Source organism: Pseudomonas knackmussii B13 (assembly GCF_000689415.1).
In the GTDB taxonomy this organism is placed as follows: Bacteria; Pseudomonadota; Gammaproteobacteria; order Pseudomonadales; family Pseudomonadaceae; genus Pseudomonas; species Pseudomonas knackmussii.
Genome location: NZ_HG322950.1, coordinates 2864948 through 2884471 on the forward strand (window position 1 = coordinate 2864948; position 19524 = coordinate 2884471).

Here is a 19524-nt window from a genome sequence, read left to right on the forward strand (position 1 = left end):
CCTTCCCTCGCTCAGAGATTGTCGTAGACCCACTTCGGCATGTAGTAGCGGCGCGCATTGAATACGCTGCCGAGTATCCGGGCGTTGGCCTGGGTCAGGCGCTGGATCGCGGCTTGCGCCACCTCCCAGCGGGTTTCCTCGCCGCGCACCACCAGCACCACGCCATCGGCCAGGGCGGCGAGGGCCAGGGTGTCGGCGTTGGCGTAGACGGCCTCGCCGTCGATGACCACGAAGCGGTAGCGCTCGCCCAGGCGTGCGAACAGCGCCTCCAACGCCTGCGGTGCGAGGTGCGCCTTGTGCTGCCAGTAGTGCCCCAGCGGCATGAAGTGGAAGGGCAGGCCGTCGCTGGCCTCGATGCAGCGCTCCAGCGCCGGCGGCGACTCGGCCAGCACCAGGTCGAGGAAACCGCGCTCCTGGCCCAGGCCGAAGTGCTGGGTGAGGTTGGTCTTGGACAGGCTGGCGTCGATCAGCAACACCTCGCCGCGGCTGCTGCGGGACAGTTCGCCGGCCAGCATCAATGCACTGGTGGTGGTGCCGCTGCCGCTGTTGGCGGCGGTCAGCAGCAGAGTCTTGAGATTCTGGTCGAGCACGATGGCCGCCAGGTTGTTTTCGCTCGGGCGCTGGACTGCCAGGCTTTTCGACGACGAGGAACCATCCATCTCAACTCGCTCCATGGCCGGTGAGAACTTTCAGGGGGGTCTTGAGCATGATCTTCAGGTCGAGCCATGGGCTCTGCTGGGCGATATAGGCGACGTCCAGCTCGACGCGGCCGTCGAAGTCCACATCGCTGCGCCCGGACACCTGCCACAGCCCGGTGATCCCGGGGTAGACGCCCAGGCGGCGCAGGTGGTGATCGCGATAGGTATTGGCACGGAACGAGGTGGGCCGCGGGCCGACCAGGCGCATCTGGCCGCGCACCACGTTGAACAGGTTGGGCAGCTCGTCCAGGCTGGTGCGCCGCAGCCAGCGGCCGATGCCAGTGACGCGCGGGTCGCGGTCGATCTTGAAGTCGACGGAGTCCGGGCCGTGCTTGTTCAGGTGGCGCAGCGAATCCTTCAGCGCTTCGGCGTTGACCACCATGGTGCGGAACTTGACCATGCCGAAGCGGCGGCCATACAGGCCGGTGCGCTGTTGCACGAAGAATACCGGTCCGGGGCTGCTCAGCTTGATGGCAATGGCAACGGCCAGCAGCAGCGGCGAGAGCGCAATCAGCAGCAGCACGGCGAGCACGGCCGAGCTGCAGCGCTTGGTCCGCGACAGCGTCCACGGGCGGCCGCCCGGGCGGCCGAGAATCCAGCCGCGGCGTTGGCTGGCGATCGCCTGGGCAATCTTGTCGCGCATCTGCTCATCGCGGCGATTGAGCGAACGCGCGGTGGCTGCATGGCCCACTTCGGGCGAAGGCAGCGTCTTTTCCATCTCCATACCATGGCTCCGTAGGCGGCGTTGCCGTCGAAGGTCGGTGAAGTGGGGCGTGGGGTCAGGCCGGGGTGCGGACGGACTCCTCCGGAAACTGCAACGGGAGGAATTCGGCACAGTGGCCAGGCGGCAGGAGCGGAGCGTCCCGGAACGGGAGGCGGCGCGGCGTCGACTCAGGGCCGGCGTTGAAGGGGTCGGCCTGGGTCAGGCCGCAGCACTTCTTTACTGCATCGCACGCGTCCATCGGTGCGCCCTCACTTCTTGGTTGCTGGGTAATCCCGTCATGCCTTTGACGGTGATGGCTAGGCGACAGTATAAGCGTGAATAAATTGACTTCTAGGGTGTTGGTGGACGTTTTTTTGGCGCGTCTGTATCGCGGATGAGGCAGGATGCTGTGACGCAGGTCCGCAAAAAAGTGGCCATATGCTGGCTATTCAATGCCTTATCGAGGGGTGTGGAAGTTGCATCGGAGATACAGTTACCCGCCGATCTGTAAAAAAAACGGACGACCGGTAGAGGTTGCATGGCTCATCGGCAGAACAGCGAAATCCCTCTGTTTTGAGCCTAAGTAACGAATATTAATAGCGTTTGATCATTCAGGGCCGTGCGCGGAAGCAAGCTCTGGACTCCGACGAACGGTCATGGGAGCGAAAGCACCCAACCCCTCGTTGTGATGGCCCATTGAAATCCCTGTGATTCAAGGGGATATCCGCCAAATATAAGCTGTCATGAATGACCGGAAATCTTGAATCGACGTTCTTTTGACAATTCCGACACCTTGGGCCGCAGGTTTCTTTGCTAACATTCCGAAACAAATCGGCCTGATGGCCTTTTAGTGGCCGCTTCCGGCGGCTATTGCCCGCTCGCTCGAATCCATCGCAAGACATTCACCTCGTCCAGGGGGAAGCTTCATGGCCGTACAGCAACTCATCCTCAAGGGCCAGACGACGCTGCGTCAGCACGGTCTGGCGCACACGCTGCACAAGGCGCTGCTGAAAGTGGTCAACGCGGTGCTGCCGTTCAAGATCCTGCGCGGCATTACGCTGCAGAAGGTCGATCCGCGCTTTCTCGAATTGCCGCCGCACTATCGCGGGCTGTTCCTCAGCGAGGCGATGCTGCGGCCCTACGCGACCGATCCGCGCAACGAGATTTCCACCGACTTCCTCGATCACGCCCTGGCCAAGAACGACCAGTGCTACGGCATCTTCGAGGGCGAGCGTCTGGCGGCTTACGGCTGGTACTCGCGCAAGCCCACGGGCATCGACTCGACGCCGCTGAACCTGCACTTCGACCCGGCCTACGTGTACATGTACAAGGGCTTCACCCATTACGACTATCGTGGCCAGCGCCTGCATGCCATCGGCATGAACCGGGCGCTGCAGCACTTCCTGGAGGAAGGCGACAAGGGCCTGGTGTCCTATGTCGAGTCGGGCAACTTCGACTCGCTGAAGTCCTGCTACCGCCTGGGTTACGTGGACGCCGGCTCGATCTACCTGTTCCGTTTGTTCGGCCGCTACCGCAGCGTTGCCAGCAGTGGCTGTGGGCCTTATGGGTTGAGGTTGCGGCGGGCCTGAGGTTTCCGGGTCTTCGTCGGCGCGAGCTTGCTCGCGAACCGCATGGCAGAGCATGTCCCTGTAGGAGCGGATTCATCCGCGATGCTTTTCGCGGACAAGGTCCGCTCCTACACCATTCCGTCATCCCCGCGAACGCTGGAACCCAGAGACGCTTCTGGCTTGGGCGTTTCCGCGCCGCTTTGGCATGTTCGGAGGCTTCTTGTTTCGCCTCTCGGCGAGTCCCTTTTGTCAAACGCCATGTATGGACCGGAGACATGGTGGACACATGTGCGGGGACATGGTTGACACATTATGGTCCGTAGTCGGGATTGTTCAGGTCGATGGTGCGGAGCAGTTGATGGCAGAAATACACGTCGTACAGGACCTCGCTATCGGGTCTGGGACGGATGGCAATCAGGTGCCCAGCAAGCCCTTTGGCGATGCGGAAGTAGCGTTTTCTAAAGCGGAATCGGCTGTGATAGACCTTCGTCACTTCGTCGTCCATGGCGTATTCGAAGTCCTCTAGTTCCTCTGGAAATGACCAAGGGCTTGGGCGGTAGCGCTCCATGGGAACCTGGTAGCCCAGCGCTTCGTGGGGCCGGTGATGGTTGTAGATCTCACGCCACTGGTCGAAGGCCGCCTGGGCTTCGACCAGGTCGTGAAAGTGTTTTCCCTTGAGCACCTCGGCCTTGAGGGCGCGATGGAAGCGCTCGTTCTTGCCATTGGTCTGTGGGTGGTAGGGCCGGCTGAAACTCAAGCGAATTCCCAGCCTGACCAGCCAGACACCCAGTTCGGATAATTCCCCGGGGTTGCGTGGCGAGCCCCAGGGCGAGCCATTGTCGGTGTTGATTCGGGCTGGCAGGCCATAGCGTCGAAAGATTTCGGTCAGCTTTTCCTGGACCGTTTCCTTGCGCTCATTGGCACAGGCTTGGATCGCCAGGTTGAAACGGGAGTGGTCATCCACCACGGTCAGCGGATGACACTGGCCTTGCTGGGTCGGGAAGTAGCCCTTGAAGTCCATCTGCCAGAGGTCATTGGGGGCTTCGTGTTCGAAGCGCTGCCAAGGCTTCTTGGCTTCCTTTTCAGGCGGCAGGATCAGCGTGTGACGGTGCAGGACATTGGTCACGGTGCTAGGAGCAATGCAGCGTCTCAGGACATGGCTGATCTTGCGTCCGCCCCACGCGGGATGCGCCTGGCGCAAGGCGACCACCTCTGTCTCCAGCTCCGGCGGGGTGCGTCTGGGGCTGCTGAGCGGCCGGCGGGACTGCTCACGCAATCCCTCTCGCCCTTGCTGCGCGTATCGCTTAAGCCGCTTGTAGGCCGTTTGCGGGCTGATTCCGAAACGTCGGCAAAGCTCTCGCTTGTTGCTGTCGGGCTGTAAGGCCAGGGCAATGAATTCCTCTTTCAGGCTCATGGTGTCTCTCGTGTTCCAGGGCATGGCGTGGATTCCCGACAAGGCTGCTCGCCGGAAAGTGTCAACCATGTCCCCGCACACCTGTCAGCTATGTCCCCGGTCCGTACATCAAACGCCACAAAAGGAACCAAAAAGGCTTGCCCCGACATACGGGTCCGGCAAGCCGGACTTCCCTCGCACATCCCCACGCACCCGGAGGCCCGCCCCGAGGGTACGTCCCTGTAGCCCATCGGGGCTTTTGCGACATCCATGTCGCGCAACCTCCTCTGCGTGGGCTTTGCTCGGCCTTCTGTAAGGGGCGCTCCGGCGCGCGCGGATACTCCTGCTCTTCGTAGGATCGAGGGGGACGCGTAGTCCTTGCTCGCGAACCGCACGGCACAAATGCCGAACCTGTAGGGCGAATAACCCCGAAGGGGTTATCCGCCGTTCTCGTGCCGGGCTGCGGCGCATAACCGCGAACGCGGTTATGCGTCCCACGGTTGGAATTGGCGCGGGGATTTTCGCGGATGAATCCGCTCCTACAGGATCGCGCCGAACAGCCCCCTCTCCCGCTTGCGGGAGAGGGTTGGGGAGAGGGTGCGGAGTTGGCCAAAGGCACAGGCGCCGAGAGATTCGCGGATAAGATCCGCTTCTACGTTTCCGAGTGGCGTGGCGCTCGGCGAGAAAAGAAGGCGCCTTGCGGCGCCTTCTTCGTTTACAGCAGTAGCGTTCGGATATCGCCGAGCAGCTCGCCCAGGCGCTTGGTGAAGCGTGCGGCGGCGGCGCCGTTGATCACCCGGTGGTCGTAGGACAGCGACAGCGGCAGCATCAGGCGCGGCTGGAAGGCCTTGCCGTCCCACACCGGCTGCATGGTCGCCTTGGACACGCCGAGGATCGCCACTTCCGGCGCGTTGACGATCGGCGTGAAGCCGGTGCCGCCAATGTGGCCGAGGCTGGAAATGGTGAAGCAGGCGCCCTGCATGGCGTCGGCCGAGAGCTTCTTGGTGCGCGCCTTTTCCGCAAGTTCCGCGGCTTCGGCGGCCAGTTGCAGCAGGCTCTTCTGGTCGACGTTGCGGATCACCGGCACCAGCAGGCCGTCCGGGGTGTCCACGGCGAAGCCGATGTGCACGTACTTCTTGCGGATCAGCGCCTTGCCGCTGGGGGCGAGGGAGCTGTTGAAGTCCGGCAGTTCCTTGAGCAGGTGCGCACAGGCTTTGAGCAATATCGGCAGGATCGTCAGCTTGGTCCCGGCTTTTTCAGCCACTGCTTTCTGCGCGATGCGGAAGGCTTCCACCTCGGTGATGTCCGCCGATTCGAACTGGGTGACGTGCGGCACGTTCAGCCAGCTGCGGTGCAGGTTGGCGGCGCCGACCTGCATCAGGCGGGTCATGGCCACTTCTTCCACTTCGCCGAACTTGCTGAAGTCGACTTCCGGAATCGGCGGGATGCCCGCGCCACCGCTGACCGCGGCTCCGGCCGGAGCTGACTTGGCGCGCTGCAGCTGTTCTTTGACGAACAGCTGCACGTCTTCCTTGAGGATGCGGCCTTTCGGACCGGTCGCCTTCACTTCGGCCAGCTCGACGCCGAACTCGCGAGCGAGCATGCGCACGGCAGGGCCGGCGTGCACCTTGGCACCGTCACGGCTGGGGGCACCGACCGGCGCCGGTGCTTCTACTTTCGCCGGCGCTTCGGCAGGCGCCGGCTGTGCCGCGGCTGGTGCGGCAGCTGCGGGTGCTTGTGCTGCGGCTGCGCCGGCGACCTCCAGTTCGAGGATTTCATCGCCTTCCTTGAGCGTGTCGCCGATCTTCACCTTGAGCGCTTTAACGACGCCGGCAGCCGGGGAGGGGATCTCCATGCTCGCCTTGTCCGACTCCAGGGTCAGCAGGCTCTGGTCGGCTGTGATGCGGTCGCCGACCTTGACCATCAGCTCGATGATCGCGCCCTGGCCATTGCCGATGTCCGGCACCTTCACCGTCTGCACGCCGCCAGTGGTGGGCGGCGGTGCTGCCGCCGGAGCCGCCGGAGCAGGTGTCGGCTTGGGCGCCTCGGCGGGCGCGGGTGCATGGAGGCGCTGCCGCTGGTTGTGCGCCGCCTTCAACCTCCAGTTCGAGGATTTCGTCGCCTTCCTTGAGGGTGTCGCCAATCTTCACCTTGAGCGCTTTCACGACGCCGGCAGCCGGGGAGGGGATTTCCATGCTCGCCTTGTCCGACTCCAGGGTGAGCAGGCTCTGGTCGGCTGTGATGCGGTCGCCGACCTTGACCATCAGTTCGATGATCTCGCCCTGGCCATTGCCGATGTCCGGCACCTTCACCGTCTGCACGCCGCCAGTGGTGGGCGGCGGTGCTGCCGCCGGAGCCGCCGGAGCAGGTGTCGGCTTGGGCGCCTCGGCGGGCGCGGGTGCACTGGCGACAGTCTGCGCAGCGCCTTCGACCTCCAGTTCGAGTATCTCGTCGCCTTCCTTCAGGGTGTCGCCCACCTTGACCTTCAGGCTCTTCACCACGCCTGCCTTCGGCGAGGGGATTTCCATGCTGGCCTTGTCCGATTCGAGGGTCAGCAGGCTCTGGTCGGCCTCGACCTTGTCGCCGACCTTGACCAGCAGTTCGATGACTTCGCCCTGGCCGTTGCCGATGTCGGGTACGCGGATCAACTCGCTCACGATGCCTCTCCTCAGCAGTCCAGGGGGTTGCGCTTGTCGGGGTCGATGCCGAACTTGGCGATGGCTTCGGCCACCGTCTTCGGCTCGATGTCGCCGCGATCGGCCAGGGCCTCCAGGGCGGCCAGGACCACCCAGCGCCGGTCCACCTCGAAGAAGTCGCGCAGGTTGCCGCGGCTGTCGCTGCGGCCGTAGCCGTCGGTGCCTAGCACCTTGTATTCCTTGCCAGGCACCCATTGGCGGATCTGCTCGGCGTACAGCTTCATGTAGTCGGTGGAGGCGATCACCGGGCCCTTGCGGCCGTTCAGGCATTCCTCGACGTAGCTAAGGCGCGGTTTCTGCTGCGGGTGCAGGCGGTTCCAGCGCTCGACGGCCAGGCCGTCGCGGCGCAGCTCGTTGAAGCTCGGCACGGACCAGACGTCGGCGCCGATGCCGAAGTCCTCGCGGAGGATCTTCGCCGCCGCTTCCACCTCGCGCAGGATGGTGCCGGAGCCTAGCAACTGCACGTGGTGCGCGGCGTCGCGCTTGTCTTCCTCGAACAGGTACATGCCCTTGATGATGCCTTCCTCGATGCCGGCCGGCATGGCGGGCTGCGGGTAGTTCTCGTTCATCACGGTGATGTAATAGAAGACGTTCTCCTGCTCCTGCAGCATGCGCCGCGCGCCGTCATGGATGATCACGGCCAGCTCGTAGGCGTAGGTGGGGTCGTAGGTGCGGCAGTTGGGCACGACCGAGGCGAGGATGTGGCTCTGGCCGTCCTCGTGCTGCAGGCCTTCGCCGTTCAGGGTGGTGCGCCCGGCGGTGCCGCCGAGCAGGAAGCCGCGGCTCATGGCGTCGCCGGCGGCCCAGGCGAGGTCGCCGATGCGCTGGAAGCCGAACATCGAATAGAAGATGTAGAAGGGCAGCATCGGCTGGCGGTAGTTGCTGTAGGCGCTGCCGGCCGCGACGAAGGAGGACATGGCGCCGGCCTCGGTGATGCCTTCCTCGAGGATCTGGCCCTTCTTGTCCTCGCGATAGAACATCAGTTGTTCCTTGTCGACCGGCTCGTAGAGCTGGCCCACCGAGGAATAGATGCCGAGTTGGCGGAACATGCCTTCCATGCCGAAGGTGCGGGCCTCGTCGGGAATGATCGGGACGATGCGCGGGCCCATCTCCTTGTCTTTGACCAACTGCGTGAGGATGCGCACGAAGGCCATGGTGGTGGAGATCTCGCGGTCGCCGGTGCCGTCGAGCAGGGCCTTGAGGGTGTCCAGTGGCGGCACCGGCACGCTGAAGGCGTTGCCTTGGCGATGTGGCACCGAGCCGCCGAGGCTGGCGCGGCGTTCGGCCAGGTACTTGGCTTCGGCGCTGCCGGGGTCGGGTTTGTAGAAGGGCACTTTCGCCAGGTCCGCGTCGCTGACCGGGATGTCGAAGCGGTCGCGAAAGGCGCGCAGGCTTTCGACGTCGATCTCGTGGATGTTGTGCGCGATGTTCTTCGCTTCGCCCGTGCCGGTGCCGTAGCCCTTGATGGTCTTGGCCAGGACCACGCTGGGCTGGCCCTGGTGGTTCACCGCCGCGTGGTAGGCGGCATAGACCTTGTAGGGATCGTGACCGCCGCGGTTGAGCTTCCAGATTTCGTCGTCGGAGAGGTCCTTGACCATCTCCAGCAGCTCCGGGCGCGTGCCGAAGAAGTATTCGCGCACGTAGGCGCCGTCCTTCGCCTTGTAGTTCTGGTATTCGCCGTCCACCGCCTCGTCCATGCGCGCCTGCATGAGGCCGGCGGTGTCCTTGGCGAACAGCGGGTCCCAGAAGCGGCCCCAGATGACCTTGATCACGTTCCAGTTGGCGCCACGGAACACGCCTTCGAGTTCCTGGATGATCTTGCCGTTGCCGCGCACCGGGCCGTCCAGGCGCTGCAGGTTGCAGTTGACCACGAAGATCAGGTTGTCGAGCTTCTCGCGCCCGGCCAGGGCGATGGCGCCCAGGGACTCCGGCTCATCGGTCTCGCCGTCGCCGAGGAAGCACCAGACCTTCTGCTGGCCGGGTTCGATGAAGCCGCGGCTCTCCAGGTATTTCATGAAGCGCGCCTGGTAGATCGCCTGGATCGGGCCCAGGCCCATGGACACCGTGGGGAACTGCCAGAAGTCCGGCATCAGCCAGGGGTGCGGGTAGGAGGAAATGCCCTTGCCGCCGACCTCCTGGCGGAAGTTCTCCAGCTGGTCCTCGCTCAGCCGCCCTTCGAGGAAGGCGCGGGCGTAGATGCCGGGGGAGGCGTGGCCCTGGAAATAGATGAGGTCGCCGCCGTGGGTGGCGTCCGGGGCGCGGAAGAAATAGTTGAAGCCGATGTCGTAGAGGGTCGCCGAGGAAGCGAAGGTGGAGATGTGCCCGCCCAGCGAAGGGTCCTTGTGGTTCGCCCGCATCACCATGGCCAGGGCGTTCCAGCGCACCAGCGAGCGAATGCGCCGCTCCATGAACAGGTCGCCGGGCATGCGCGCCTCGTGCGTCACCGGGATGGTGTTGCGGTACGGCGTGGTGATCGCGTAGGGCAGCTGGGTGCCGGTGCGGCTGGCCAGCTCGCCCATGCGGGTCATCAGGTAGTGCGCGCGGTCTTCGCCTTCGCGGTCGAGGACGGACTCCAGGGCGTCCAGCCACTCCTGGGTTTCTACGGGGTCGATATCGTGCATGGCGGGTACCTTGCTGGGTTGCGACAGGCCCACGCTGGTTCGCCGCCCCGGGCGATCCCGGCGGCAAACGGCCGGAATACCGCCAGTCCAAGTACCCTCGACAGCCAGGTTGGGGCGCGCGGCGGGCGCGGAAGCTCGGGTAGAGGCTATAGCCTAGCTGGCAGCCGCCACCGCGCCACCGCAGCGGGCCTCGCCTTGCGCGATGACGCTCAGCGCTCGCGCAGCAGGCGGGCTTCGGTGAGCAGGCGTTCGTTGTCGCGGTTCAGGCGAGTCAGCTCGTCCTGGTGGCGGCGCAATTCGCCGCGAAGCTGGCCGCTGACCTCCTCGTGCTGGCGCAGGTCCTGTTCGCGTTGCTCGGCTGCGGCGAGGCGCAGCTGGTCGAGCCTTTCCTCCAGCGCGGTGATCTGCGCGTCGCGGTCGCGCAGGCGTGCCTCGAGATCGCCGGCGGCCTGGCGCAAGCGGGCGTTGGTCAGTTCGACCTGGTGCTTCTGCTGCTGCAGTTGGCGGGCCTGCTCCCGGGTCTCGCGCGTTTCCTCGGCCAGTGCCTGGTTCTGTGCCTGCAGTTCATCGATGCGCTGGCGGGCGAGGCGCAATTCCTGCTGCTGGTCCTGTCGCTGGCGGGAGAGTTCGCCGCGTTCTTCAGCCAGGGCCGCGCGCGCTTCCTGCTGCAGGCGGTTGGCCAGCTGGCCTACCAGTTCGCCGAGCTCCTCGCTGAGGGAGGAGGGGGAATGGCCGGTCTGCTCGGCATCCAGCTCCTTCAGGAGGCGGTGGATGGTCGATTTGGAGCCGGTGTTGCCCAGCTCTACACGCAGGGCGTCGATGCTCGGATGTTCGCCGCGCGCCAGTATGGATTGACGTGCGATACGTACTTCTTCCTTGCTGACTCCGCTTCTGGCCATCGACGCTTTGGTCCTTTATGTAATTAATTACGTACTACGTATTACATACTATTTGGAGGCGATAGCACAGCACGTTCTGAGGTCGCGAACGGCATGCGCGTGAAGGGAGAGCACCGGGCAGCGCAACCGCCGCCCGGCATCGGGTATCAGGACGCCGGAGCGCCGGGAGAGGGCGAAGCAGTGCCGGCCAGGGGCGCGAACTGGTCCGGCGTCAGCGTCTCGTGCTCCAGCAGCAGTTTCGCGCCGGCGTCGAGGTCGGTGCGACGCTGCGCCAGCAAGGCCTTGGCACGCTGGTAGGCCTCTTCGACCAGCGCGCGGATGCACAGGTCCACTTCCCGCGCGGTGGCCTCGGAGTAGTCCTTCTCGCGCAGGCCGGGGTGGTTGTTGCCGTCACCCAGGTAGGGCGTCATCTGCCGCTCCAGCACCGCCTGGCCGAGTTCCTCGCTCATGCCGAAGCGGGTCACCAGTTGGCGGGCGATGTCGGTGACCTTGGCCAGGTCGTCGGCGGCGCCGGTGGAAATCTCGCCGAACACCAGCGATTCCGCGGCGCGTCCGCCGAGCAGCACGACCATGCGGTCCTTGAGTTCCTGGCGGCCGATGAGGAAGCGATCCTCGGTGGGGCGCTGCAGGGTGAAGCCAAGCGCGCCGATGGAGTGGGGGACGATCGATACCTTGTGCACGGGGTCCATGCGCGGCAGCGAAACGGCGGTCAGCGCATGGCCCATCTCGTGATAGGCCACCACTTCTCGCTCGTGGGGCTGGAGCAGGCGGCTCTTGCGCTCGGCGCCCGCCACTATGCGTTCCACCGCGGCGGTGAAGTCCTGCATGCCGACGGCATCGGCAGAACGCCGTGTGGCGCCGATGGCGGCTTCGTTGACCAGGTTGGCCAGGTCGGCGCCGGTGAAACCGGTGGTGATCCCGGCGATCTGCTCGACATCCACGTCCGGCGCGGCGGTGATGCGTTTCATGTGCACCTTGAGGATGGCGGAACGGCCCCGGCGGTCCGGGCGGTCGATGAGGACCTGGCGGTCGAAGCGGCCGGCGCGCAGCAGCGCCGGGTCGAGCACCTCGGGGCGGTTGGTGGCGGCCAGCAGGACCACGCCTTCGCGCGGGTCGAAGCCGTCGAGTTCGGCGAGCAGCTGGTTCAGCGTCTGCTCCTTCTCGTCGTTGCCGCCGAAGGAGCCGAGCCCGCGCATCTTGCCGAGGGCGTCCAGTTCGTCGATGAAGATGATGCAGGGCGCCGCCTTGCGCGCCTGCTCGAAGAGATCGCGTACGCGGGCGGCGCCGACGCCGACGAACAGCTCGACGAACTCCGAGCCGGAGATGGAGAAGAACGGCACCCCGGCCTCGCCGGCTACCGCCTTGGCCACCAGGGTCTTGCCGGTGCCCGGCGGGCCGACCAGCAGGATGCCCTTGGGGATACGCGCGCCGAGCCGGCCGTAGGTCGGGCGGTCCTTGAGGAAGGACACCACCTCCTGCAGCTCGGCCTTGGCCTCGTCGATGCCGGCGACGTCATCGAAGGTGACGCCGGTGTCCTTCTCGACGAACACCTTCGCCCGCGAACGGCCCACCGACATCATCCCGCCCAGGCCCTGTTTCTCTGCCAGGCCGCGGAAGAAGAAGGTCCACAGGGCGAAGATCAGGATGAACGGCAGCAGCCAGCCGAGCCACTTGCCGGCCGGATTCTCGCCGACGCCAGTGAAGGCCACGTTGGTCTTGGCCAGCTCGCCGGCCAGCTCCGGCTCGACGCGGATGGTGACGAAACGCTTGTGGCCGTTGATCGGCTCCTTGAGCGCACCGCTGATCTGCTGCTGGTCGACGCGCAGGTCGCTGACCTTGCCGTCAGCCACCAGTTGCAGGAACTGGCTGTAGGGAATCGTCTCCTGGGTGGCGCGGGTGGCCATCCAGTCCTGGATCAGCAGCAGCGCGCTGAACGCCGCGATGAAGTACCAGATGTTCCACTGGTGGTGCTTTTCGATTTCCATGCGCTCGCTTCCTCCGGCGGTCAGGCGGCCGTCGCTCCACGGTGCGATAGACCTGAATAATGGCACTTGATACTGGCCAATTGCGCGACGGGTTAATCAGGATCAAAAAAACCTCAGATAGCTTGGCGCACTTTGACGGTATCGGAGTGGAGAGGAACGGCGCATGACTACACGCGACTTCAATTCCCACCTGCGCAACCGGCGTGATGCGGGACTGAGGCTGGCCCAGGCGCTGTCCCACTTGCGTGGGCGCACGGACCTGCTGGTGCTGGCCCTGCCGCGAGGCGGCGTACCGGTAGCCTATGAGATCGCCCACGCCCTGCAGGCGCCGCTGGACCTACTGGTGGTGCGCAAGCTGGGTGCGCCGGCGCAACCGGAGCTGGCCATCGGGGCTATCGCCAGCGGCGGCGTGCGGGTGCTCAACCCCGACCTGCTGCGCTACGAAGGCGTGACCGACGAAGAACTCGAGCGCATCGCCCAGCGCGAAGGGCGTGAGCTGCTGCGGCGCGAAGGCCTTTACCGTGGCGAGCGGCCGCGCCCGACAATCCGTGGCCGCCAGGTCCTGCTCGTGGATGATGGCCTGGCCACCGGCGCGACCATGCGTGCGGCCGTCGAGGCGGTGCGCCGGGAGGCGCCGGCTCGCATCCTGGTGGCGGCGCCGGTGGGCTCTGCGGAGGCCGTCGCCGACCTGGAAGCGCTGGCCGACGAGGTGGTCTGTCCGCTGGTGCCCGGCATGTTGTCCTCCATCGGCCGCTGGTACCTGGATTTCGCCCAGACCGAGGATGACGAGGTGCGGGAGCTGCTGCGTACGGCCTGGGAGGAGGAAGCCCGACGCAACCCCGGAGTACAGCGATGAACACGAACCGCGACCTGCGCCTGGCCCTCGACGGCGAGTGGCTGGAGGCGCGCCTGACGCTGCCGGAGCAGGCCCGGGGCCTGGTGGTGTTCGTGCATGGCAGCGGCAGTGGCCGACAGAGCCCGCGCAATTGCCAGGTAGCTGCGCAGTTCAATGGCCTGGGGCTGGCGACCTTGTTGTTCGACCTGCTCAGTGTCGCCGAGCAGCGCCTGGACAATCGGACCTGCGAACTGCGCTTCGATATCGAGCTGCTCACCCGGCGCCTGCTCGCGTTGCTCGACTGGCTTGCGGCCGAGCCCGAGCTGCGCGACCTGCCGCTCGGGCTGTTCGGCGCCAGCACCGGTGCGGCGACCGCATTGCGCGCTGCGGCGGAACGGCCGAGCCAGGTACGCGCGGTGGTTAGCCGAGGAGGGCGAACCGACCTGGCCGATGCGGTCCTGGGCGAGGTGCGCGCGGCAGTGTTGATGATCGCGGGCGGCGCCGATCCGTTCATCGTCCAGGCCAACCGCGAGAGCCTGCGCCGCCTGGGGAGCGAATGCGACCTGCAGACGGTGCCGGGCGCAACCCACCTGTTCGAGGAACCGGGCGCGCTCGAGCAGGTGGCCCGCCTGGCCGGCGCCTGGTTCGTGCGCTACCTGGCCGGCTGAGCGGCAGCCTGGCGCAGCACATGCACGGCGAATGTCGTCTCGTAGGGCGGTACCCGGCACTCGACGATATCCCGCGGCGCCACCTGCAAATGGATGCCGACGATGTCGGCGCGAATCGGCTGGTGCGCGGCATGGCGGTCCACCAGCACCGCGCAGCGAACATCCTGCGCGCCCAGGCTTGCCAGGTAGGCGCAGGTGCGCAACAGCGAATGGCCTTCGTACAGCACATCGTCCACCACCAGCAGCGTCATGCCGGCCTGCACCAGGCTGGCAAGCTGCGGGTTGTCTTCCAGATGCACCTGCGGGTGCAGCAGGCTGAGGTCGTCGGCGTAGCGCTTGACCTTCAGTGCATGGACCTGCAGCGCGGGGTCGTGCTCCAGCAGGCGTTGTTGCAGGTGTCGGGCTAGCGGTTCGCCGCGGCGCAGGATGCCTACCAGCGCGCTGCGCCCGACCGGCAGCAGTGCCCGCGCTTCCAGCGCCATGCGGTCGAGGATGCCTTCGAGTTCCGTGGTGTCGTACAGGCGATGGCCTTCGTTCGGCATGCTGTTCTCCTGTTGGCATGCTCCGCGCGGGGCGGACGGCGGCGGATGTGTCCGTCGCCTGGAAGTCTAGTCCTGGCTAACCCCCACTCGCTGCGCAGCGGGCGGCAGGCGGTCGGCTCGCCGTCGAGGCGACCGGGCGCGGGGCTAGACTGCAAGGACATGGCAACGGCCTCGCGCCGATGCCAGGCAGGGGAGCACGAGGCTCCCTTCCCGTATGCCGGCGGCGCCGGTACCCAGGGGATCTGCGGTCGGCGCCCAGCCGCCGGAGGTGTCCCATGAGCATGGCCAACCGCCTGCAAAGCTGCCTGACGCAGCATGCATCCCGCTACGAACTGCTTCCCCACAGCCTGACCATGACCACGCGCGAGGCCGCGCGCCGCGCCGGCGTTCCGCCGCAGCAGATGGCCAAGCCGGTGATCCTCGATGACTTCCAGGGCCATTGGCTGATGGCGGTGATCCCGGCCACCCGGCAAGTCGATCTGCAAAAGGTGCACAAGCTGACCCGGCGCAACTGGCGCCTGGCCCGCGAAGGCGATTTCGCCGCGCGCTTCGACGACTGTGCGCCGGGCGCGATTCCACCGGTGGGCAATGTCTTCGGCCTGGAAACGCTGATCGACCAGTCGCTGGGCGAGCAGCCGGACATCTATTTCGAAGCCGGCGACCACACCGCCCTGGTGCACATGAGCGGCCGCCAGTACCTCGACCTGATGCCCGAGGCCAAGCAGGGGCGTTTCTGCGAGTAGCCTGTCGGGGGCGGCAGCGGGTCGCCAGGGCGCCAGTAGTGGTGCATGAGCGCTCTGGCATCCGGGGGCTGGCGTCCGCCCGGATAGATTTGCTGCGGCCGAGGCGGCCGCTCCCGTTGCTAGCGGCGCGCCGCCATGGGGCGATGAGCTACTGAGTGGCTCGTCGGGCCCGGCTGCGAGCGTTGGTGACGCTTCTGCGCCTAAAGGTCCGTGGCCGTGGGGCAAAAGGGGGTCTAAAGAAGTATTTCCTTCCCTGGCCGACTGCGTAACGTGGCTGCTGATAACTGCGAGAACGTCATGAGCAGCCCTGCCCAATCGCCCACGCGGACACGCCATGCCAGACTGGCCAATGGCATGCCCGTCACCCTTGTCGAGGACCCGCGCAGCGACCGCGCGGCGACCCTGGTGCGGGTCGCCGCCGGCAGCCACGACGAACCGCCGGCGTATCCGGGGCTTGCGCACTTCCTCGAGCACCTGGCGTTCCTCGGCGGTCGCGAGTACCTCGATGGCGAGCGCCTGATGCCCTGGCTGCAGGCGCGGGGCGGCCGGGTGAATGCCAGCACCCAGGCGCGCCATACGGACTACCACTTCGAAGTGCCCGGCGCTTGCCTGGGCGACGGCCTGGCCCGGCTGTTCGACATGCTGGACAGGCCGCTGCTCGATCCCGCCGCCCAACGCAGCGAGCGCGAGGTGCTCGATGCGGAGTACCACGCCCGCTCGACGGACAGCACGACCCTGATCGACGCCGCCCTGGCCACGGCGGTGGCCAGTGACCATCCGATTCGGCGCTTCGTCGCCGGTCGCCGCTCCAGCCTGCCGGTGGAGGAGGCTGCCTTCCAGCAGGCGTTATGGCAATTCCACAAGCGCTACTACCAACCCGCCAACCTGACGCTCTGGCTGCAGGGGCCGCAGGACCTGGACGAGTTGCAGGCGCTGGCCGAAGCGCACTTCGGCGGATGGCCGCAGCGCCCGGCGTCCATGCAGGAACTGCCGCCATCGCTAGTGCCGCTGACCGACGAGAACCTGAGTCTTCGCCTGCCGGGCGCACCCCGCCTGGTGCTGGGGCTCGTCGTCGACGCGCTGAATCCTGCCGCCGAGCAGACCCTCGACGTGCTGGGCGATCTTCTCGCCGACGAGGCGCCCGGCGGCCTGATGGCGGATTTGGGTGAGCGTGGGTTGTGCGACTGCGCGACGCTCCGCGTGGTTTTTCGCGGGGCAACGGACGCGCTGTTGGCCGTGACTTTCGAGTTGGCGGAGGAGGGCTGCGAAGCGGCCGTCGAAGCGGCCTTCAACGACTGGCTGGCGGCGCTTCAGGCGTGCCCCGAGCCGGTTCGCGCTGCGCGCCTGCCGCTCGTCGGCCTCGACCGCCTGGAGCCCATGGAGCAATTGCGTGAGCGAGCCCGTGGTTTGCCGGCGCCGCTTTCATCGCCGTTGCTGCCCGCGATGCTCGTCGCTCCGCGCATTCGCCTGCTGGTTTCAGCGGATGCCGAAGGTGTCTCCACCCAGGTGTCCGGTTTCGCCCTGGTGATCGGTCGCCTGCCGGTTGTGGAGCCGCCACCGGTAGACGGGGCGTGGCGCTTCGTCATGCCCGAGCCGGCGAGCGAGCAGGCCGACGGGCGTCTGCACATGCGCTGGCGCTTCGCCGAGCGTCCCTGTCGCAGCCACTTCCTCGTGCGGCGCCGCGCCTTGCGCGCACTGGCAGGATTGTCGCGCTTGCAGGGCGTGAACCTGCGCATCGATGAAGAGGGCTGCGACTGGACGCTGACCGTCGCAGGGCCGGGCGATCGCCTGCCCGGCATCCTGGAGCAGGCGCTGCCGATCTTGCGTCAGCCGGGCGCTGCCTTCGCCAATCAGGGATTGCGCCTGCTGGCGCGGGAGCGGTCGGCCTCGGACCTTCCCATTCGCCGCTTGCTCGAGGCGTTGCCGTCGATCCTGGCCGGGCCGGGCAAGGTGGAGCCCGACTGGGCGGCCGCCCGCTGGGATGCGCTCGCGCTGGGCGTGGCGCCGCCCGAGTCGGCGGCCAGCCTTGGCGAGCCTGCGACCTGCCCGCTGTTGCCGCCGCCGCTCCACGCGGGCCGTCACTGGCACAGGGTGGCGGGCGAGGGGGAGGCGGCCTTGCTGCTGTTCTGCCCGCTACCGGACCGGAGCGTGACCTGCGAGGCGGCCTGGCGGTTGCTCGCGCGGGCGCTCGAGACAGACTTCTACCGCCGGCTGCGCAGCGAACTGAATCTGGGCTATGCGCTGTTCTGCGGTTTTCGCCAAGTGGCTGGCTGGCGCGGCATCCTCTTCGCCGTGCAATCGCCCCATTGCGCCCCCGACGAATTGCTCGGTCACCTTGAAGCCTTTCTCCAGGGCGCTGCGAAAACCTTGCACGAGCTCGCCGACAGCACCCTGCGAGTGCTCGCCGAAGCGCTGGCCAGCTGCTTGGCGCCAAGTGGCCCGACCTGGGCTGATCAACTCGCCGGCGTCGATGACGGCCACGCCCAGGCACTCTCCGAGGTCGCGGGCCGCCTGAGCCGCGCCGATCTGCTCGCCGCCCATGCCGAACTGCTGAGCGAGCAGGGCGGCTGGTGCCTGCTCGCCAGCGACGCCTGACCCTCCTTTCCCTGCGTTCGTACCGCTACCCGGGGCCTCGTGCTCCGGTCGGCATGCCTGCGACTTTCGTTCGGCCCCGCCGGCCATGCTGCCAAGGTGCCGCTACCGCCGCGACCAAGGCGCCGAGCCCGTGGTCGCGGGAGTGTCATGGACTGCCGCAGCGCGCCGGGGCCCCCGGCGCAAGCAGCGCAGAATCGCGCCCAAGGCAGCGTATGGTCGCCGCCGCCGCGTTTCGATAATCGCCTCCGCCTCGACCGGCCCACCGGTCATTCATCCCTGCGGAGTGCGCCATGAACAAGAACAACACCGCCGTTCGCCTTTTCCTGCCCCTGTCCCTGGGCATGCTGGGTTGCCTGCAGCCGGCCTTCGCCGACATCAAGCTGTACGACAAGGACGACACGACCTTCTCCACGGACGGCTACTTCAACACCTTCTACGTCAACAGCGACGTGAACCGCGAGGGCGAGACCCTGGACCGCCGCCAGTCGCGGGTGAAGATGGGTTTCCTGCCCAACTACATCGGCTTCAACTTCGGCAAGAAGGTCGATGACCTCACCCTTGGCGGCCGCTCCTCGTTCTGGGTCACCATCAACGACGGCGAGCAGGACGGCACCAGCACCGCCATCGACGTGCGGCAGTTCTACGGCACCGTGGCCAGCGACTGGGGCGAGGTGCTGATCGGCAAGGACTTCGGCCTGTTCGCGCGTTCCAACATCTTCCTCGACGAACTGCTCGCCGGCTTCGGCAACGCCAGCGACACCCTGGGCCTGGTGGATGGCAAGGGTGTGTCCTTCGGCAACATCGGCACCGGCTACCCGTACCCGTTCCCGACCTCGCAGATCACCTACCGCAACAACAACCTGGTGGATGGCCTGCGCATCGCCGTGGGCCTGATGGACCCCATCGACACCAACCAGATCGACAAGGACGCCAGCAACGGCCTGGACGACAAGGCCTACCAGGACAACCCGCGCTACGAGAGCGAGGTGAGCTACCAGTTCGACCTGTCCGGCGCGCAGATCTACAGCTGGGTCAACGGTGCCTACCAGACCTCGAAGAACACCAACGACCAGGTCGAGGACGTCACCTCGAAGGGGCTCGGCTATGGGGTGCAGGCGAAGTTCGGCGGTTTCTCGCTGACCGGTTCGGGGTTCGCCGCCAAGGGCATCAACCCGTTCTTCACCAACAATGCCGGCGAAGCCGCGCTGCGCAATGTCGACAGCCGCGGCGTGCTGCTGCAGGGCTCGTACAGCTGGGGCAAGAACCGCCTGGCGCTGTCCGCCGGCAAGACCGAGGACGACGGCAATGGCCTGGGCACGCCGGCCGACTACTCGACCAAGGGCATCGCCTATTTCCGCACCATCAACGACAACCTCAAGCTGGTCGCCGAGTACAACCTCTACCAGATCGACGGCCGCGACGGCTCGACCCTGAGCGAGGACACCGACACCCTGGCCCTGGGCGCGGTGCTCAACTGGTAACTCCCGACTCCTTTGGCTCCATTTTCGGCGGGAAGGCCTGCATGGCTCCCGCCGTTTTTTTTGGCCGTGCTGCGGCCGGGAGGCGCAGGCGCGGCAC

At 66.3% G+C, this 19524-nt stretch carries 13 protein-coding genes and 1 pseudogene; 6 read left to right on the forward strand and 8 right to left on the reverse strand.

All coding sequences use genetic code 11. The features are described 5' to 3' along the window. Positions 1-11: 11 nt before the first annotated feature. Together PKB_RS13540 and PKB_RS13545 are read right to left on the reverse strand one after the other, a co-directional pair. Positions 12-659: a P-loop NTPase family protein gene (locus PKB_RS13540; protein WP_043252475.1), complete on the reverse strand. Its 648-nt coding sequence runs from the start codon at positions 657-659 to the stop codon at positions 12-14. 1 nt (position 660) lies between these two features. Then, positions 661-1416 (reverse strand): sugar transferase, encoded by a 756-nt coding sequence (locus tag PKB_RS13545; RefSeq protein ID WP_043257298.1) that lies wholly within the window; start codon positions 1414-1416, stop codon positions 661-663. A 911-nt stretch (positions 1417-2327) separates the two neighbouring features. On the opposite strand from PKB_RS13545, the gene PKB_RS13555 reads away from it, so the two are divergent. Next, positions 2328-2990, forward strand: coding sequence for a GNAT family N-acetyltransferase (locus PKB_RS13555; protein ID WP_052355278.1), 663 nt, complete (start codon positions 2328-2330; stop codon positions 2988-2990). Between the two features lie 289 nt (positions 2991-3279). Here PKB_RS13555 and PKB_RS13560 read toward each other — a convergent pair whose 3' ends face one another. The 5 genes and pseudogenes from PKB_RS13560 to ftsH form a co-directional block, all read right to left on the reverse strand. Then, entirely contained in the window at positions 3280-4407 is a 1128-nt protein-coding gene (locus PKB_RS13560; RefSeq protein ID WP_043252478.1) for an IS481 family transposase, read from the reverse strand. Positions 4408-5077: 670 nt separating this feature from the next. Further along, positions 5078-7019: pseudogene (aceF, locus tag PKB_RS13565) on the reverse strand (dihydrolipoyllysine-residue acetyltransferase). 11 nt (positions 7020-7030) lie between these two features. After that, complete coding sequence (gene aceE / locus PKB_RS13570) at positions 7031-9679, reverse strand: pyruvate dehydrogenase (acetyl-transferring), homodimeric type (protein ID WP_043252480.1); 2649 nt, start codon at positions 9677-9679, stop codon at positions 7031-7033. A 209-nt stretch (positions 9680-9888) separates the two neighbouring features. Beyond that, positions 9889-10578 carry a DNA-binding protein gene (locus PKB_RS13575; RefSeq protein ID WP_052355279.1) on the reverse strand — a complete coding sequence of 230 codons (690 nt, stop codon included), beginning with the start codon at positions 10576-10578 and terminating at the stop codon, positions 9889-9891. Between the two features lie 146 nt (positions 10579-10724). Next, positions 10725-12557, reverse strand: a complete 1833-nt coding sequence (gene ftsH, locus PKB_RS13580) for an ATP-dependent zinc metalloprotease FtsH (RefSeq protein ID WP_043257301.1) — start codon at positions 12555-12557, stop codon at positions 10725-10727. Between the two features lie 169 nt (positions 12558-12726). Between ftsH and PKB_RS13585 the strand changes: the two genes are divergently transcribed. Further along, positions 12727-13419, forward strand: coding sequence for a phosphoribosyltransferase (locus PKB_RS13585; protein WP_043252481.1), 693 nt, complete (start codon positions 12727-12729; stop codon positions 13417-13419). Then, positions 13416-14066 carry a dienelactone hydrolase family protein gene (locus tag PKB_RS13590; RefSeq protein ID WP_043252483.1) on the forward strand — a complete coding sequence of 217 codons (651 nt, stop codon included), beginning with the start codon at positions 13416-13418 and terminating at the stop codon, positions 14064-14066. The genes PKB_RS13585 and PKB_RS13590 overlap by 4 nt, the downstream gene beginning before the upstream one ends. Here PKB_RS13590 and PKB_RS13595 read toward each other — a convergent pair. After that, the gene (locus tag PKB_RS13595; RefSeq protein WP_043252485.1) at positions 14051-14608 is read right to left on the reverse strand and encodes a phosphoribosyltransferase family protein; all 558 of its coding nucleotides are present in this window, start codon (positions 14606-14608) and stop codon (positions 14051-14053) included. The genes PKB_RS13590 and PKB_RS13595 overlap by 16 nt on opposite strands. Positions 14609-14883: 275 nt before the next feature. On the opposite strand from PKB_RS13595, the gene PKB_RS13600 reads away from it, so the two are divergent. The 3 genes from PKB_RS13600 (at position 14884) to PKB_RS13610 (ending at position 19427) form a co-directional block, all read left to right on the forward strand. Next, on the forward strand, positions 14884-15351 hold the full coding sequence (locus tag PKB_RS13600) for an aminoacyl-tRNA deacylase (RefSeq protein WP_043252488.1): 468 nt from the start codon (positions 14884-14886) through the stop codon (positions 15349-15351). A gap of 297 nt (positions 15352-15648) precedes the next feature. Continuing rightward, complete coding sequence (gene pqqF, locus PKB_RS13605) at positions 15649-17946, forward strand: pyrroloquinoline quinone biosynthesis protein PqqF (protein WP_043252490.1); 2298 nt, start codon at positions 15649-15651, stop codon at positions 17944-17946. A gap of 290 nt (positions 17947-18236) precedes the next feature. Next, the gene (locus PKB_RS13610) at positions 18237-19427 is read left to right on the forward strand and encodes a porin (protein ID WP_043252491.1); all 1191 of its coding nucleotides are present in this window, start codon (positions 18237-18239) and stop codon (positions 19425-19427) included. Positions 19428-19524: the final 97 nt, after the last annotated feature.

Excerpts from the sequence above, each read along its gene's own strand:
- PKB_RS13540 (WP_043252475.1), bottom strand. The coding sequence starts at position 659 with ATGGATGGTTCCTCGTCGTCGAAAAGCCTGGCAGTCCAGCGCCCGAGC.
- PKB_RS13545 (WP_043257298.1), bottom strand. The coding sequence starts at position 1,416 with ATGGAAAAGACGCTGCCTTCGCCCGAAGTGGGCCATGCAGCCACCGCG.
- PKB_RS13555 (WP_052355278.1), top strand. The coding sequence starts at position 2,328 with ATGGCCGTACAGCAACTCATCCTCAAGGGCCAGACGACGCTGCGTCAG.
- PKB_RS13560 (WP_043252478.1), bottom strand. The coding sequence starts at position 4,407 with ATGCCCTGGAACACGAGAGACACCATGAGCCTGAAAGAGGAATTCATT.
- aceE (WP_043252480.1), bottom strand. The coding sequence starts at position 9,679 with ATGCACGATATCGACCCCGTAGAAACCCAGGAGTGGCTGGACGCCCTG.
- PKB_RS13575 (WP_052355279.1), bottom strand. The coding sequence starts at position 10,578 with ATGGCCAGAAGCGGAGTCAGCAAGGAAGAAGTACGTATCGCACGTCAA.
- PKB_RS13585 (WP_043252481.1), top strand. The coding sequence starts at position 12,727 with ATGACTACACGCGACTTCAATTCCCACCTGCGCAACCGGCGTGATGCG.
- PKB_RS13590 (WP_043252483.1), top strand. The coding sequence starts at position 13,416 with ATGAACACGAACCGCGACCTGCGCCTGGCCCTCGACGGCGAGTGGCTG.
- PKB_RS13595 (WP_043252485.1), bottom strand. The coding sequence starts at position 14,608 with ATGCCGAACGAAGGCCATCGCCTGTACGACACCACGGAACTCGAAGGC.
- PKB_RS13600 (WP_043252488.1), top strand. The coding sequence starts at position 14,884 with ATGAGCATGGCCAACCGCCTGCAAAGCTGCCTGACGCAGCATGCATCC.
- pqqF (WP_043252490.1), top strand. The coding sequence starts at position 15,649 with ATGAGCAGCCCTGCCCAATCGCCCACGCGGACACGCCATGCCAGACTG.
- PKB_RS13610 (WP_043252491.1), top strand. The coding sequence starts at position 18,237 with ATGAACAAGAACAACACCGCCGTTCGCCTTTTCCTGCCCCTGTCCCTG.